The organism is Neisseria sp. HMSC078C12 (assembly GCF_001838065.1).
Taxonomy (GTDB): Bacteria; Pseudomonadota; Gammaproteobacteria; order Burkholderiales; family Neisseriaceae; genus Neisseria.
Map to the genome: position 1 here is coordinate 230,448 of NZ_KV835611.1, position 14,386 is coordinate 244,833.

Sequence of the window (14,386 nt, forward strand, 5' to 3'; positions counted from 1 at the left end):
TTTATCATCAATGCAAAACCACACACTATCTCTGTTATGATAATGCCTCGCTAATATTATTCCGTTCCAACCATGTCTTCCGCCCTTCCTTTTGACGCGCTCACCCTTTCCATCGACGGCACCAACCTCATCGAAGCCTCCGCCGGTACGGGTAAAACCTACGGCATTGCTGCACTCTTTACCCGACTGATTGTTTTAGAAAAAAAAGACATCGAGAAAATTCTGGTCGTTACCTTTACCAAAGCGGCGACAGCAGAACTGAAAACCCGTTTGCGCGCGCGTTTGGACGAAGTGTTGCAGGTTTTAAACGAAATCCAAACCCTGGGCGGCAAGCCGGAACATATTTCAGACGGCCTGAACAAATATTACGAAAAAGAGAAAAAATCCCCCGATGACTTTCTCAATCGCTTGATTCCTTTGGCTTTAGGTGAGCAAGACGGACAGGAAAGCTGCCATCGCCTGATTCTCCGCCTCAAAGCAGCGCTGAGCCAGTTTGACAACGCCTCGATTTACACCATCCACGGCTTCTGTCAGCGCGTCTTGCGCGATTACGCGTTTTTGTGCGGCGCGCCTTTGGATGTCGAGCTGTCGGACGACTCGCGCGAGAGGCTGCTGATTCCTGCGCAAGACTTTTGGCGGCAGAAAGTGGCAACCGATGCCACATTGGCACAATTGGTTTTTGACCGAAAATGCACGCCCGAAGAAATGCTTGCCGAAATCAAAAGCTATACCGGCCGCCCCTATCTGAAATTCAGACGGCCTGAAGGTAATTTGAAAGAAGCTCAAACCAACCTTCAAGAAACATGGCAAAAAATTTGCGGCCAGTTGGAAGACTTGGAAAAAGCGTTTTGGGCAATTTTTCCCAAACTGAACGGCCAAACCTACAAAAGAAAAACCTTTGAAAATGTTTTTACCGATTTAAAAACAAACGCCGAATCCAACCGTCTGCCCCGCCTGAGCAAACAAACGCTGGAAAAATTAAGCCTCTTCAGTATCGACACGCTCAACAGCAAACTGAAAAAAGAATATAAAGCCGATGCCGATGCGGCGGAAATTATTCAGCTAAAAGTCCTGGCTAATCTTGGTCGTGATTTGCAGGCAATGAAAAGCGCGGAAGAAGCAGTCTTCATCTGCCTGCAACTCGATCTCCTTTCCTACATCAACCAATCCATTGCCGAACAAAAAAAATCACGCCGCGAGCGCGTGTTTGACGATTTGCTGCTGGACGTCCATCAGGCATTGACCACCAATGAGCACGGCAACGCATTGGCAAAAGCGGCGGCGGCAAACTGGGAAATCGCGCTGATTGACGAATTCCAAGATACCGACCCGTTGCAATACGAAATTTTCCGCCAAATTTTTATCGAACAAAGCTGCCCGCTGTTTCTCGTCGGCGACCCCAAACAGGCGATTTACAGCTTTCGCGGTGCGGACATTTACGCCTATCTGCAAGCCGCGCAAGATGCGGACAGGCATTACACCCTCGCCGTCAACTACCGCAGCCACGCCAAGCTGATCAACGGCATCAGCGCTTTGTTCAAACAAAAAAAACACCCCTTCGTGTTGGAAAACATCGATTACAGCGAGGTCTCTGCCAGCCGCGCCGAAAGCCGGCTGTCGCCACACCGCCCCGCCATCCAAGTGCGCTGGCTCAATACGGACGACCAAACCGGCAAAGAGATTTTGCGCAGCCGAGCCGCCGAATATTGCGCCGATGAAATTGCCTTTGCGCTCAATGAAGCAGCCGAAGGCCGTCTGAATTTCAAAGGCCGCGCGTTGGAATCCGGCGACATTGCCGTCTTGGTGCGCACCAACAACGAAGCGGCGATGATTGCCGGAAAACTGAAACAGCGCCGTATCCAAAGCGTGTTGCTGTCGCGCCAGTCCGTTTTCGATTCCGCCGAGGCCGACTCGCTGTCCGCGCTGATCGGCTTTTGGCTCAACCCAAGGCAAACCGACTGGCTGCGCTTTGTCTTGACCGGCGTTTTGTTCGGCTATACCGCCAAAGAGATATACGAACTCAACCATAACGAACATCAGCTGCTCAAATGGCTGGAGTCGTCTGCCGAAGCCATGGAAAAATGGAGGAAAGGCGGCATTTTTGCCACCGTGCAGCAGTTTGCCGCCCGACATGACATCGAAACACGCCTGCTCAAAGGCGGCAACGAGCGCAGCCTGACCAACTACTACCAAATTCTGGAGCTATTGGCCGAAGAAGACAGCCAAAGCCGAAACCCCGCCGCCCTGCATAAATGGCTGAACGAGCAAATCAGCCGTGCGCGCAGCGGCCATTTCCCGTCAGACGCGCAGACCATCCGTCTTGAAAGCGATGAAAAATTGGTCAAAATCGTTACCATGCACGCGTCGAAAGGTTTGCAATATCCTTTGGTTTACTGCCCCTTCGCGTGGGATACCAAAGACAATTCCAAAGAAAACTGGAAAATCCTGCATACCGAAAACCACGAAACCGAGCTGCTGGCCAAATCTCAAACCTCGGAAGCAGAACTAAGCCACCTTGCCGACGAAAAGACGGCAGAAGATTTGCGCCTGCTTTATGTCGCCCTTACCCGCGCCGAAGAACAGCTCAACATCTACGCCGCCGCCAACAAAAACTGTACGCCGAACAATCCTTTTGCCTATCTGCTTGAAGGTTTGCCAGAGACCGGCCGCGAAAGCGTCAGCCAAAGCTATCAAAGTGCGACAGACGTTGTAGAAATGCTCAAAACCAACTGGCAACGCTTTATCAAAAACGCACCGGAAAATACGGAATTCACCTTCACGGAAGAAGCCCCGCTGGAAACCGTCTATCAATACAGCCGCCAGCAAGACCAAGCCTTGAGCGCACTGAGCATCAACCGCCGCGATTTTGACTTTATCCGCCACACCAGCTTTACCGGTTTGAGCAGGCATACTAAGTCAAGCGACGAACAACACGAGCCTTTGCAACCTGCCATCGATCCGGCAGAAAGCGCAGACCGTGCCATGCCGTCTGAAAACCTGCCGTCCCCACTTTCAGACGGCCTCGATATCCATCATTTTCCCCGCGGCACCAATGCCGGCGTATGTTTGCATGAAATGTTGGAAAAACTCGACTTCGCCGCCTCTGCCGAGAGCCAATCCGGAATGATTGCCGAAGTTTTGCAACGCCACAGCTTTGAAGAAAAATGGCTGCCAACGGTAAGCACCATGCTCGACACTTGCCGCCTGACGCCTTTAATCAACGAGAGCCTGTCGCAGATTCCGCCGACCCGACGCCTGCCCGAAATGGGGTTCACCCTGTACATGGACGATTTCAAACTGGACGACTTACGCCGTTGGTTTGCCTCAAGCGAAGCAAACCTGCCGCCCGAATGCGTCCAAGCCGCGCAACTGCTTGATTTCCATGATTTACAAGGCTATTTGAACGGCTTTATCGATATGGTTTGCCAAGATTCAGACGGCCATGTCGTTTTAATCGACTACAAATCCAACCATTTGGGCAACGATGCAAGCGCCTACACGCAACAGGCGATGAACGAAGCCGTGGCGCATCATCACTACTACCTGCAAGCCCTGATCTACGCCGTTGCCATCGCGCGCTACTATGCCCTGCGCGGCAAGCCCTTGCCCAAAATCGCCATCCGCTACCTCTTCCTGCGCGGCATGGACGGTTCGGATCAAGGTATTTGGAAATGGGACATCGATACCGCCCTACTTTCCACTTTTGTTGAGCGAAAAACAAATTCTTGATAAATCAATTGTTAAACCGTCAAAAAGGCCGTCTGAAACGTTTTCAGACGGCCTTTGATTATTTGTGCAAACCGCATTCCTTACTGTCTTTACTCTCCCACCACCATCGTCCGGCGCGGATATTTTCGCCCAGCTTGACCGGACGCGTGCAGGGTTCGCACCCGATGCTGGGATAGCCCTGATGATACAGCGCATTGAGCGGAACTTGGTGCTCGTGCGCATATGCCCAAACATCCTGCTCTTCCCAATCGAAAATAGGATTGAATTTGGCGATGTTGCGGCCTGTATCCTGCTCTTCAAAATTCAATTCGCTGCGCGTTTCGGACTGGCTGCGGCGTTGTCCGGTCAGCCATGCGGGGGCGTTGTGCAAAGCGCGGTTGAGCGGTTCGATTTTGCGGATATGGCAACAACGGCGGCGCAACTCGACGCTGTCGTACATGGCGGTCGTGCCGAATTCCGCTTCAAATTCATCGGCGGTTTGCTGGTTGGGATAAAACACTTCCAATTCGGTTTGATAACGCGCATTGGTTTCGGCAATCAGTGCGGCGGTTTCGGGATTGAGTTTGCCCGTATTGAGCGTGATGATGCGGATGGGCAGTTTCAGACGGCACACGGCATCGGTAATAACCATATCTTCAACCGCAAGGCTGGATGCGAACACGGCTCGCGGATAGCGCGCGGCAATGTTTTGCAAACGGCGCTCCAAAGCAGCCGCCAACTCAGGCAGGCGGCTGCGTTCGGCATCATTGGTTGCGGGGATTTTCCAAAATTGAGGACGGAATAAAGACATGGCTGGTTGTTCCTAATAATTTTCAGACGGCCTGTGAAACGGCTGCCGATATGGTTATGGAACGATATTGTCCTGCGCCCTATCTTCAAACGGAAAGAATGCTTTTCTATTTCTTTATAACCAAAGCGTCTGCTGCTGGTTTTTCGGCAGCAAATGGCTCACGCCGATGCCGATCAGGCGGAAGGTGTCTTCGCGTTGCGGCGGTATGCGTTGCAGCAAAGTATGCGCCGCCTGAAGCAGCGAGGCACTGTCGGGAAGGACGGAAGAATACGTCAGCGAACGCGTGATAATGCGGAAATCGTGGGTTTTGAGTTTGAGGGTAACGCCTTTGGCTTCGACGTTTTTTCGCTCAATCTGCCGCCAAAGGTCTTCGGCAAGGTGCGGCAAATGGCTTGAAGCCTGTTCCAAAGACAAATCTTCGGGTAAAGTGATTTCGGTTGAGATTTGCAGGCGTTCGCGTTCGGCTTTGACCGGCCGCTCGTCGATACCGCGTGCCAAATCATAAAGGCGGTAGCCATAGCGGCCGAAATGGTTTAAAAGTTCGCCGCGCTCAAAACGGCGCAAATCGCCGGCAGTCTGCATACCGAGGGCGTTCATTTTTTTCAGCGTGACTTTGCCGACACCGGGAATCTTACCCAACGGCAAGCTCTCCAAAAACGCCATGATTTTGGGTGGCGGCAATACAAACTGCCCGTTCGGCTTGCGCCAGTCGGACGCGATTTTGGCCAAAAACTTATTGGGCGCGATGCCTGCGGAGGCCGTTAAACCGGTTTCTTCAAAAATTTCGGCGCGAATGCGTTTGGCCACCTCGCTGGCGTACGGGATATTTTTAAAATTTCGGGTAACATCCAAATAGGCTTCGTCCAAAGACAAAGGCTCGATCAAATCGGTATAACGCCGAAACACGGCATGAATCTGCGCCGACACTTGGCGGTACAAATCAAAATGCGGCGGCACAAACACCGCCTGCGGACACAGTCTTTTTGCCGTCGCTACCGACATGGCCGAGTGCAAACCGAATTTGCGCGCTTCGTAAGACGCGGCACAAATGACCGAGCGAGTGCCGTCCCACGCCACAACGACGGGCAGCCCTTTTAAGTGCGGCTGCTCGCGCAGTTCTACCGAAGCGTAGAATGCGTCCATATCGATATGGATGATTTTGCGTTGGGACATGGGAAAAGGTGGATAAGGAAAAGGCTTATTGTAACAAAAGGCCGTCTGAAATTTCAGACGGCCTCTATGTTCAAACCTTATTTTTTACCGGAAAGCTGATCAAACAATCCGCCGTCGGCAAAGAATTTTTTCATGATGTCCGACCAAGCGCCGAACTTCTCATTCGGATTGAAAGTTTCAATATCGGGGAAATCGGCTTTGTGTTTGGCCAACACTTCGGCATTGCGCGGACGCAGATAAAGATTGGCGGCCAACTCTTGAGCCGGTTCGCTCCAGAGGTTTTTCAAGTAAGCTTCGGCAGCAGCGCGCGTGCCTTTTTTATCGACCACGCTGTCCACGACGGCAACCGGTGCTTCTGAAATAATGGTATAGCTCGGATAGACGATTTCAAATTGATCTTGAGTCAGTTTTTTGCTGACGTAGTTGGCCTCGTTTTCAAAGGTAACCAAGACATCGCCGATATTGCGTTGGCTGAAGGTCGTCGTTGCCGCACGGCCGCCGTTTTCAAATACAGGCGTATTTTTCAGCAATGCGGCCACAAAATCTTGGGTTTTGCCTTCATCGCCGTTGTTGACTTTCAAGCCGTAACCGTACGCGCCCAAAAAGGCGTAGCGGCCGTTGCCTGTGGTTTTCGGGTTGGCCAAAACGATTTGCACGCCGTCTTTGGCCAAATCGCCCCAGTCTTGGATGTGTTTCGGATTGCCTTTGCGCACCAAGAAAACGACGTTGCTGGTATAAGGCACGGCATTATCCGGCAGGCGCGTGTTCCAGTCGTCTTTAATCAGGCCTTTTTTCACCAAAAGCTCGATATCGGAAGTCTGGTTCATGGTGACCACATCGGCGGCCAAACCGTTGGCCACGGCCAAAGCCTGCTTGCTGGAGCCGCCGTGCGACTGTTGGATTTCAACCGTTGCGCCGCCGTTTTTCGCAGCATATTCTTTGACAAACAAAGGATTGTATTCTTTATAAAAATCTCGTGCGACATCATAAGAGACGTTCAACAGCTTCACATTACCGGCCTTGCCTGCGGAAGCGGCATTGTCGGCAGATTGTTCGTTTTTGGGAGAGCAGGCACTCAACGCCAGCGCGGCGGTCAATGCGGCAAAAGAAAGGGTACGGATATTCATGGTCGGCTCCTATTAAAAGTATATGGTGATACTTTATCGGGATCGGAGGCAAACGGGAAATAATGTTTGCTTTTGGGTTTATCAGTTTTGGTTATATAAACCGAGGCCGTCTGAAATTAAAAAATAATTATTTATAACTATAAAATCTAAACCATATTATTTACAAAGTTAATAAAAAAGAGTACTGTTCGTATTCGCCGAATCATTAGGCGTTTTGTTCAATAATAGAAAGATGGAGTGTAGAAACGATGAAACAGTGGATGCTTTTAGGATTGCTGGGATTGGGCGCAGCGGCGCAGGCGCACGATGTTTGGGTGGCCGCACCGGCACATCAGCCTGCCGGCAAAATCCTGCATGCGGATTTGGGTTACAGCCACGACTTCCCCAATGTCGAAAAAATCGCCGACGACCGCGTGCATATTTTCAAACCGCTGCAATTGACCGACAGCTCAAAGAAAACCGTTGATTTGGTAAATAAGGGCGAAAACTATCAATACGTTTCCAAAGCCGCCCTGCCCGCAGGCTCCTACTGGGTCAGCGCGACCTACCAACCGACTTTCTGGTCGAAAAACCAAGACGGCTGGAAACAGCAAACCTTGAAACAGCTGGCCGGTGCCACCTATTGCGAACAATCGCAAATGTTCGGCAAGAGTTTCGTCCAAGTGGGCAACGGCGCAGTCGATGAAGCGGTATTGACCCGCCCTATCGGCCAAGAGCTGGAACTGGTTCCGCTGAAAAATCCGAACGCAGTCAAAGCCGGCGGTATTTTGCCGGTCAAAGTCCTGTACAAAGGCGAGCCTTTGGTTAAAGCCACTGTTACCGCCAGCTCCGACACTTTGGCCGAAATGGACTTGGAATCAACTCATGACCACCGTGAGCCTCAAGGCTTCTCCGGCAAAACCGATAAAAACGGCGTGGTCAATGTGATTACGCTGATTGACGGTTTGTGGAAAATCAAAGTGGTGAACGAGACCGATTACGGCGATAAAAGCGTATGTCAGAAAGACAATACTTACGCAACGCTGATTGTGCCTGTCGGTACCAAACGCGCGGCTGCACGCCATGCCCACCATCATCATTAACAGCCATTAAAAAAGGCCGTCTGAACTTTCAGACGGCCTTTATTTATTCTAATTCATAACCCAAATTTCTAAAAAAACGGGATAATGTTTCCAACTCATCACCATTTAATTGGGCAAAACGGACACGGTTGCAGCCAGTCAAGACCACACTGCCCATCCAGTGCGCCCCAAAGACGCGCTCTAAAGGGACATTCCTCATTCGATTGATAAACGGTACTTCTGAAGAAAATTGCGTTGCAATATTCGGAGGCGCAAATTTCAAACCCAAGTCCTGCAATGTATAACGGTGTTGCGCCGTCAAAAACATATCTTCGTGGTGCAGCCGCACCAGCCATTCCATACCGGCAATTTTTCCGTCTTTCGGCGGCAAAGGCGGCCGGATTTCTACATTTAAACCCAGTTGCCGAGGCATGGTTAAAAGCCGCTTGCTGCGCAGGCTGAAACCGCCGTTCTGCGGCTCGTCCAAATTCGAAGAATTCTGAATCAGATGCTGTTTGGCCAAATATTGGTCGGTCCCCTTCAGGAAAAACTGCCCGTCGGGTTCGGTTTCCAACAAAATCGGCAAAGGTGCGCCGATGTAGTCATATTCCCGATAGGCATCCTGCCAGTTTTGACCGTTCAACACCCAGCCGTCATTTTGAACAATCAAACAATAATCGGTTTCGATGTAATACATCAGTTGGTACAAAACAAACAGATTGTATTCCAGATAACCGAATGGCCGGCAAGGCTGATGCAGGATATTTTCCGGCAAACCTTGCGGACGGCTTGGGCTGATTAGCAATCCGCGGCTTCCAGGCAATTCGGCGCAGCTGCGGGCAACGGCGTACATCGTACCCTCGGTATAAGAATCTGCGCCGGTAATACCCACCACGGTAATGTCAGCAAAACTCATTATATGTTTCTCCTGTTTCAGACGGCCTTTGAGTTATTTACGACACCTTGTTGCAGATTTCTTTCAAACGGTACAAGGCATCTAAGGCTTCGCGCGGCGTGAGGTTGTCGGGCTGGATTTGCGCCAACGCTTCGGCCAACTCATCGGTCTGGGCATGGCAAACCGGTTCAATGTCCGGCTCTTCCTCACCCACTCTATTTTCAGACGGCATGGCGCTGAAAATGTCCAACTGCGGACGGTTGGCGGCGGCTTGGGCTTCAAGTTCGTCCAGATGTTTTTGGGCGGCTTTGAGGGCGCGGTTGGGCAAGCCTGCGAGTTTGGCGACGGCGATGCCGTAGCTTTTGCTGGCGGGGCCGGGTTCGATGTGGTGGAGGAAGACGATGTCTTGTCCTTGTTCGAGTGCGGAAAGATGCATATTGACTGCCGTTGCGTGGGCTTCAGGCAGGCGGGTCAGCTCGAAATAGTGGGTGGCGAAGAGGCTGAAGGATTTGTTTTTTTGCAGCAGGTGTTCGGCGATGGCGTGCGCGAGGGCGAGGCCGTCGAAGGTGGAGGTGCCGCGTCCGACTTCGTCCATGAGGACGAGGGATTGGTCGGTGGCGTGGTGGAGGATGTAGGCGGTTTCGCTCATTTCGACCATGAAGGTGGAGCGGTTGGAGGCGAGATCGTCGGATGCGCCGATGCGGGTGAAGATTTGGTCGATGGGTCCGATTTGGGCTGAATCGGCAGGCACGAAGCTGCCGGTGTGCGCCATGAGGACGATGTGGGCAACTTGGCGCATATAAGTGGATTTACCGCCCATATTGGGGCCGGTTAAAAGCATAAGGCGGTGTTTGTGGTCGAGGCGGGTGTGGTTGGCGGTGAAGTGGCGCACTTGTTGCTCGACGACGGGATGGCGGCCATTTTCGATATGGATAATGGGGTAGTCGGCGAACTCAGGACAAACGAAGCCGCGTTCGGCGGCGGTGGCGGCAAAGGTGGAAAGTACGTCCAGCGCAGCGGCGGCTTTGGCGGCTTTTTGAAGCTGCGGCAAGGCCGTCTGAACTTCTTTCAACAGGGCTTCAAACAGGCGTTTTTCCAATGCCAATGCCTGTTCTTGCGCGGTCAGGACTTTGTCTTCGAAAGTTTTGAGTTCGGGGGTGATGAAGCGTTCGGCGTTTTTTAGGGTCTGGCGGCGTTGGTAGTTGGCGGGGGCTTGCTCGGCCTGGACTTTGGATAACTCGATGTAGAAGCCGTGGACGCGGTTGAACTCGACTTTGAGGGTGGAGAGGCCGGTGCGTTCGCGTTCGCGCGCTTCGAGGTCGAGCAGAAATTCGTCGCCGTGGTTTTGGATGTGGCGCAGTTCGTCAAGTTCTGCCGAATAGCCTTGGTTGATGACGCCGCCGTCTTTGAGCCAGACGGCGGGTTCGGGCATCACGGCGGCTTTGAGGGTTTCGGCGACGGGCAGGGTTTCGGGGAAAACGGCTTTGAGGGTTTCTAAGAGACTGCTGCCCTCGGCGGACAGTTCGATTTCGGACAGGGCAAACAGGCTGTCGCGCAGGGCGGCGAGGTCGCGCGGGCGGGCGTTGCCGACGGCGATGCGGGCGGCGATGCGTTCGATGTCCGCGATGTTTTTCAGACGGCCTTGCAGGGTTTCGTATTGCGAACCCAACGCGGCAACGGCTTCTTGGCGGGCGCGGATGTGGGCGCGGCTGCGTAAGGGGTGGTGCAGCCAGAGTGCCAAGAGGCGGCTGCCCATGTGGGTGGCGCAGCCGTCGAGTATGGAAAACAGGGTCGGCGATTTTTTGCCGGAGAGGGTTTGCGTGATTTCGAGATTGCGGCGCGTGGCGGCGTCCATGCCGATATATTGGCTGTCGGTTTCGAGTGAAATGCCGTCTAAGTGTTGCGGCATCAGGTTTTGCGTCAGGCGGATGTAGTTCAGCAGCGCGCCCGCCGCGCCGACGGCGGCTTCGTGTTCCTTGCCGTCCAAACCGAAGCCGTGCAGGTCTTGGCAGCCGAAGTATTCGGTCAACAATTTCGCGCCTGCATCGGCGGCAAACTGCCACGAGTTCAGGCGCGTGATGTTGGCAGAAGTTGCATGAAAACCGTCAGGCAGGCTTTTGCCTTCGGGCAACAGGATTTCCGCCGCCTGCAAACGCGCCAGCTCGTCTGCGAGCTTGTCCGCCGTCGTCAGCTTGGTTTTGAATTCGCCGCTTTGCAAAGATGCCCACGCGATGGCGATGTGTTTTTTATCCGCGTTCACCGCCGCGATGCGGTTGGTTTCCTTGTCTTCCAAAAACGCCGCGTCGGTCAGCGTGCCGGGCGTCACAATGCGAACGACTTTGCGCTCCACCGGCCCTTTGCCCGCGCCGACTTCGCCCACCTGCTCGCACACCGCCACGCTTTTTCCCATCTTCACCAGCCGCGCCAGATGCTGCTCCGCCGCGTGAAATGGCACGCCCGCCATCTTAATCGGCACGCCGTCCATCTGCCCGCGCGTGGTCAGGGTGATGTCCAACAGCTTCGCCGCTTCCACCGCGTCATCCAAAAACAACTCGTAAAAATCGCCCATGCGGTAAAACACCAGCTTGTCGGCGTGCTGCGATTTGATGTCGAGATACTGCTGCATCATCGGGGAAACAGTGGGTTTGGACATGGAAAAACCTTAGAAACGCAAAAGCGTTATTGTAACAAAAGGCCGTCTGAAAACCTAAATAAGCTTTCAGACGACCTTTTATATATGCCGAATAAGATTAGTCATAAACGAAAATAATGTCCAAGTCTTTCTTCGGCAGGAAATTTTCTTTGACTGCTTGGAAGCGGTTCGGCCCTACTTTGCGCAAGGATTTGTCCCAACAAAGCGAAATCACGGTATTGGGCTCGCGGTCTATGGTCAACGTGAATTTACCGATGGGTTTTGCCCAGTTGGCACCTGTGGTCAAGACATAGCCCAAATAGTGATAAACCTTTGAACCTCCTTCCACAGTTTTAAAGTTTTTAAGGAAGTTTTCATCCATGCAGTACTCATCTATGAATGCTTTGCTGTCTTTGGCTTTAAGCGAAGGCAGGAAGCTGCCGCCGACCAGCGGGGTGTATTGGTGTTTGATTTCGGTGACGCTGCCGGCTTTGAAGGTTTGCTTCCAGCTGTAAATAATCTGCGACGACCAATAGGACAGTTCATCCGTCTGTTTGGACAGCATGGATTGGACTTTGGCGGAGCGGCAGGCTCCGATTTTGCTGTCGATTTTTTCACCGTCTTGCTTTTTCGTCCAAGGGTGCATCAGTTCCTGATCGCTCAAACCGCATTTTTTCAAATCGGCGGTCACGTCCACCAGCGAGCCGTTACGCCGTTCAAAATAGGCGCGGACGTGGGCTTGCGGGCGGACAGGTTTGCCGTCGGCGTAAATTCGGAAGCTGTTCACCAAGCCTTTGGTGTCGGCAAAGTCGGAAACTGTGACCGCAGGAACGATGGGCAAAGGAAAAAGAACCGTCTCGGTAATGTCTTGCGCTGTAGTATTTTTAAACTTGTAATGTACGCGGATTTGCTTTTCGCTGATGTGCAAATCTTCGCTCTGCATATCGATATGCGGATTTTTCAGATATTTGATGCCGCTTGGCTGACCGTACCCATACTGTCATTGGCATGAGCAGCCCCAGTCAGCAGAAGGAGCAAGATTAAAGCTTTTTGTTTCATGATTTAACCCCTTTGAAACAGGCCGTCTGAAAAACAGGTTTCAGACGGCCTTTAACAGCAGCTTGGTTTTAAGCCAAAGCCACTTCCAAATTATCAATCAGGCGCGTGGTACCCAAACGAGCGGCGGCAAGCACCACCAATTCTTTATCGCCGACATGAGCTACTGCCAAGCTGTGTGCATGGCGGATTTCAACGTAATCAACCACCCAGCCGGTATCGCTCAAACGGCGGATACATTCAGCCTCAAGCTGGGCGTAATCCAGATTGCCGTTTTTCAAGGCGGCGGCAATGTTTTGCAACTCTTGATAGAGGCGTGGCGCTTCTGCGCGCTCTGCTTCGCTCAAATATTGGTTGCGGCTGGAAAGTGCCAGGCCGTCTGAAGCGCGGCCGGTATCGACCGGGATAATTTCGATATTGAAATTTAAGTCTTCGACAAAGCCTTTGATAATCGCCAGCTGCTGATAGTCTTTTTTGCCGAAACAGGCGGTATCGGGTTGAACGATGTTGAACAACTTGGTCACAACGGTCGCAACGCCGCGGAAATGGCCCGGGCGGAATTTGCCGCACAATTCGTTTTGCAGGTGCGGAGGCTCGACATTGAAACGCTGTTCTACATTCGGATACAGCTCTTTTTCATCAGGCGCGAACACGACGGCAACGCCCTCGCCTGCCAATTTGTCGGCATCTTGCTGCAAGGTGCGCGGATATTTGTCGAAATCTTCGCCTTGTCCAAATTGCAGACGGTTGACAAAAATACTGACCACAATGTTATCGGCACGTTTTTTCGCTTCGCGCACCAGCGCAAGATGGCCTTCGTGCAGATTGCCCATGGTCGGCACAAATGCCACTTTTCCGGCAGTTTTGCGCCACTCGCGCAATTCTTTAATCGTATGAATGATTTGCATGGTTTGAAAAATCCTTTATCTTTTCCGCCGTTTCATCAACGGAAATCACGCGCCGATTATACGCTTTTATTCATTAAAAAGGCCGTCTGAAATAAGTTTCAGACGGCCTGGAGTTTATTTTATCCGGCAAACGTATGTTCGACAGACGGGAACGTTTTTGCTTTAACTTCGTCTACATAGGCTTTGACCGCAGCTTGAACGCTGTCTTTGCCCTGCATAAAGTTCTTCACGAATTTGGCGGTTTTACCGGGGAAAATGCCGAGCATATCGTGCATCACCAAAACCTGACCGTCGCAATCCACGCCTGCGCCAATACCGATGGTCGGGCAAGAAACGGTCTCGGTCACTTTTTTCGCCAATTCCGCAGGAACGCACTCCATCAATACAATTGCCGCACCTGCCGCATCATGCGCTTTGGCATCGTTGAGCAACGCTTCCGCCTTATCGCCGCGGCCTTGAACTTTATAGCCGCCGAATGCAAACACGGATTGCGGGGTCAGGCCGATGTGCGCGCAAACAGGAATGCCGCGCATTTGCAGAAATTCAGTGGTCTCCGCCATCCAGACGCCACCTTCGAGTTTGACCATATGCGCGCCGGCCTCCATCAATTCGGCCGCCGCCGCAAATGCCTGCTCTTTGCTCTGCTGATACGCGCCAAACGGCAAATCGCTGACAATCATGGCATTTTGAGTGCCGCGAGCCACGCATTCAGTGTGGTAGCACATATCCTGCAAGCTCACCGGCAAAGTGGACTGACGACCTTGCACCGCCATGCCCAAAGAATCGCCGACCAGCAATACATCTACGCCGGCATTGTCCATCAGTGCGGCAAAGCTGGATTCGTAAGCGGTCAGCATGGCGATTTTCTCGCCCTCTGCTTTCATTTTTTGCAAAGTGTTTACGGTAATCATGGTGTTTTGTGTGTTCCGCCCGACGGGCAGCCCTTTGTTATAAATGGAAACGCGGTATTATAAGGTCTGCTTTTAAAATATCAAAGCATAAGCAAAAAGCCCGA

General features: G+C 52.3%; 10 protein-coding genes. 2 read left to right on the forward strand and 8 right to left on the reverse strand.

What is annotated here, in order from left to right; translation table 11 throughout:
* The first annotated feature begins 72 nt into the window (after positions 1-72).
* A complete protein-coding gene (gene recB, locus HMPREF2596_RS07825; RefSeq protein WP_070850633.1) occupies positions 73-3,729 on the forward strand; it encodes an exodeoxyribonuclease V subunit beta in 3,657 nt (1,218 codons plus the stop codon).
* Positions 3,730-3,787: 58 nt separating this feature from the next.
* On the opposite strand, the gene HMPREF2596_RS07830 is transcribed toward recB, so the two are convergent.
* The 3 genes from HMPREF2596_RS07830 to HMPREF2596_RS07840 all read right to left on the reverse strand — a co-directional run bounded on the left by HMPREF2596_RS07830 (position 3,788) and on the right by HMPREF2596_RS07840 (position 6,813).
* A complete protein-coding gene (locus tag HMPREF2596_RS07830; RefSeq protein WP_070850634.1) occupies positions 3,788-4,519 on the reverse strand; it encodes a phosphoadenylyl-sulfate reductase in 732 nt (243 codons plus the stop codon).
* A gap of 114 nt (positions 4,520-4,633) precedes the next feature.
* Positions 4,634-5,692, reverse strand: a complete 1,059-nt coding sequence (dinB, locus tag HMPREF2596_RS07835) for a DNA polymerase IV (protein WP_070850635.1) — start codon at positions 5,690-5,692, stop codon at positions 4,634-4,636.
* Between the two features lie 77 nt (positions 5,693-5,769).
* Positions 5,770-6,813, reverse strand: a complete 1,044-nt coding sequence (locus tag HMPREF2596_RS07840; protein ID WP_210401072.1) for a sulfate ABC transporter substrate-binding protein — start codon at positions 6,811-6,813, stop codon at positions 5,770-5,772.
* A 254-nt stretch (positions 6,814-7,067) separates the two neighbouring features.
* On the opposite strand from HMPREF2596_RS07840, the gene HMPREF2596_RS07845 reads away from it, so the two are divergent.
* Complete coding sequence (locus HMPREF2596_RS07845) at positions 7,068-7,901, forward strand: DUF4198 domain-containing protein (protein WP_070837601.1); 834 nt, start codon at positions 7,068-7,070, stop codon at positions 7,899-7,901.
* Between the two features lie 43 nt (positions 7,902-7,944).
* Here the strand turns inward: HMPREF2596_RS07845 and HMPREF2596_RS07850 are convergent, their stop codons facing one another.
* The 5 genes from HMPREF2596_RS07850 to panB all read right to left on the reverse strand — a co-directional run bounded on the left by HMPREF2596_RS07850 (position 7,945) and on the right by panB (position 14,282).
* Positions 7,945-8,796 carry a DUF5672 family protein gene (locus tag HMPREF2596_RS07850; RefSeq protein ID WP_070850637.1) on the reverse strand — a complete coding sequence of 284 codons (852 nt, stop codon included), beginning with the start codon at positions 8,794-8,796 and terminating at the stop codon, positions 7,945-7,947.
* 37 nt (positions 8,797-8,833) lie between these two features.
* Entirely contained in the window at positions 8,834-11,428 is a 2,595-nt protein-coding gene (gene mutS, locus HMPREF2596_RS07855) for a DNA mismatch repair protein MutS (RefSeq protein WP_070850638.1), read from the reverse strand.
* Positions 11,429-11,525: 97 nt separating this feature from the next.
* Positions 11,526-12,350: a DUF4424 family protein gene (locus tag HMPREF2596_RS07860; protein ID WP_283140412.1), complete on the reverse strand. Its 825-nt coding sequence runs from the start codon at positions 12,348-12,350 to the stop codon at positions 11,526-11,528.
* A gap of 184 nt (positions 12,351-12,534) precedes the next feature.
* The gene (panC, locus tag HMPREF2596_RS07865; RefSeq protein ID WP_070850639.1) at positions 12,535-13,371 is read right to left on the reverse strand and encodes a pantoate--beta-alanine ligase; all 837 of its coding nucleotides are present in this window, start codon (positions 13,369-13,371) and stop codon (positions 12,535-12,537) included.
* 119 nt (positions 13,372-13,490) lie between these two features.
* Complete coding sequence (gene panB, locus HMPREF2596_RS07870) at positions 13,491-14,282, reverse strand: 3-methyl-2-oxobutanoate hydroxymethyltransferase (protein WP_070850640.1); 792 nt, start codon at positions 14,280-14,282, stop codon at positions 13,491-13,493.
* Between the last annotated feature and the right edge of the window lie 104 nt (positions 14,283-14,386).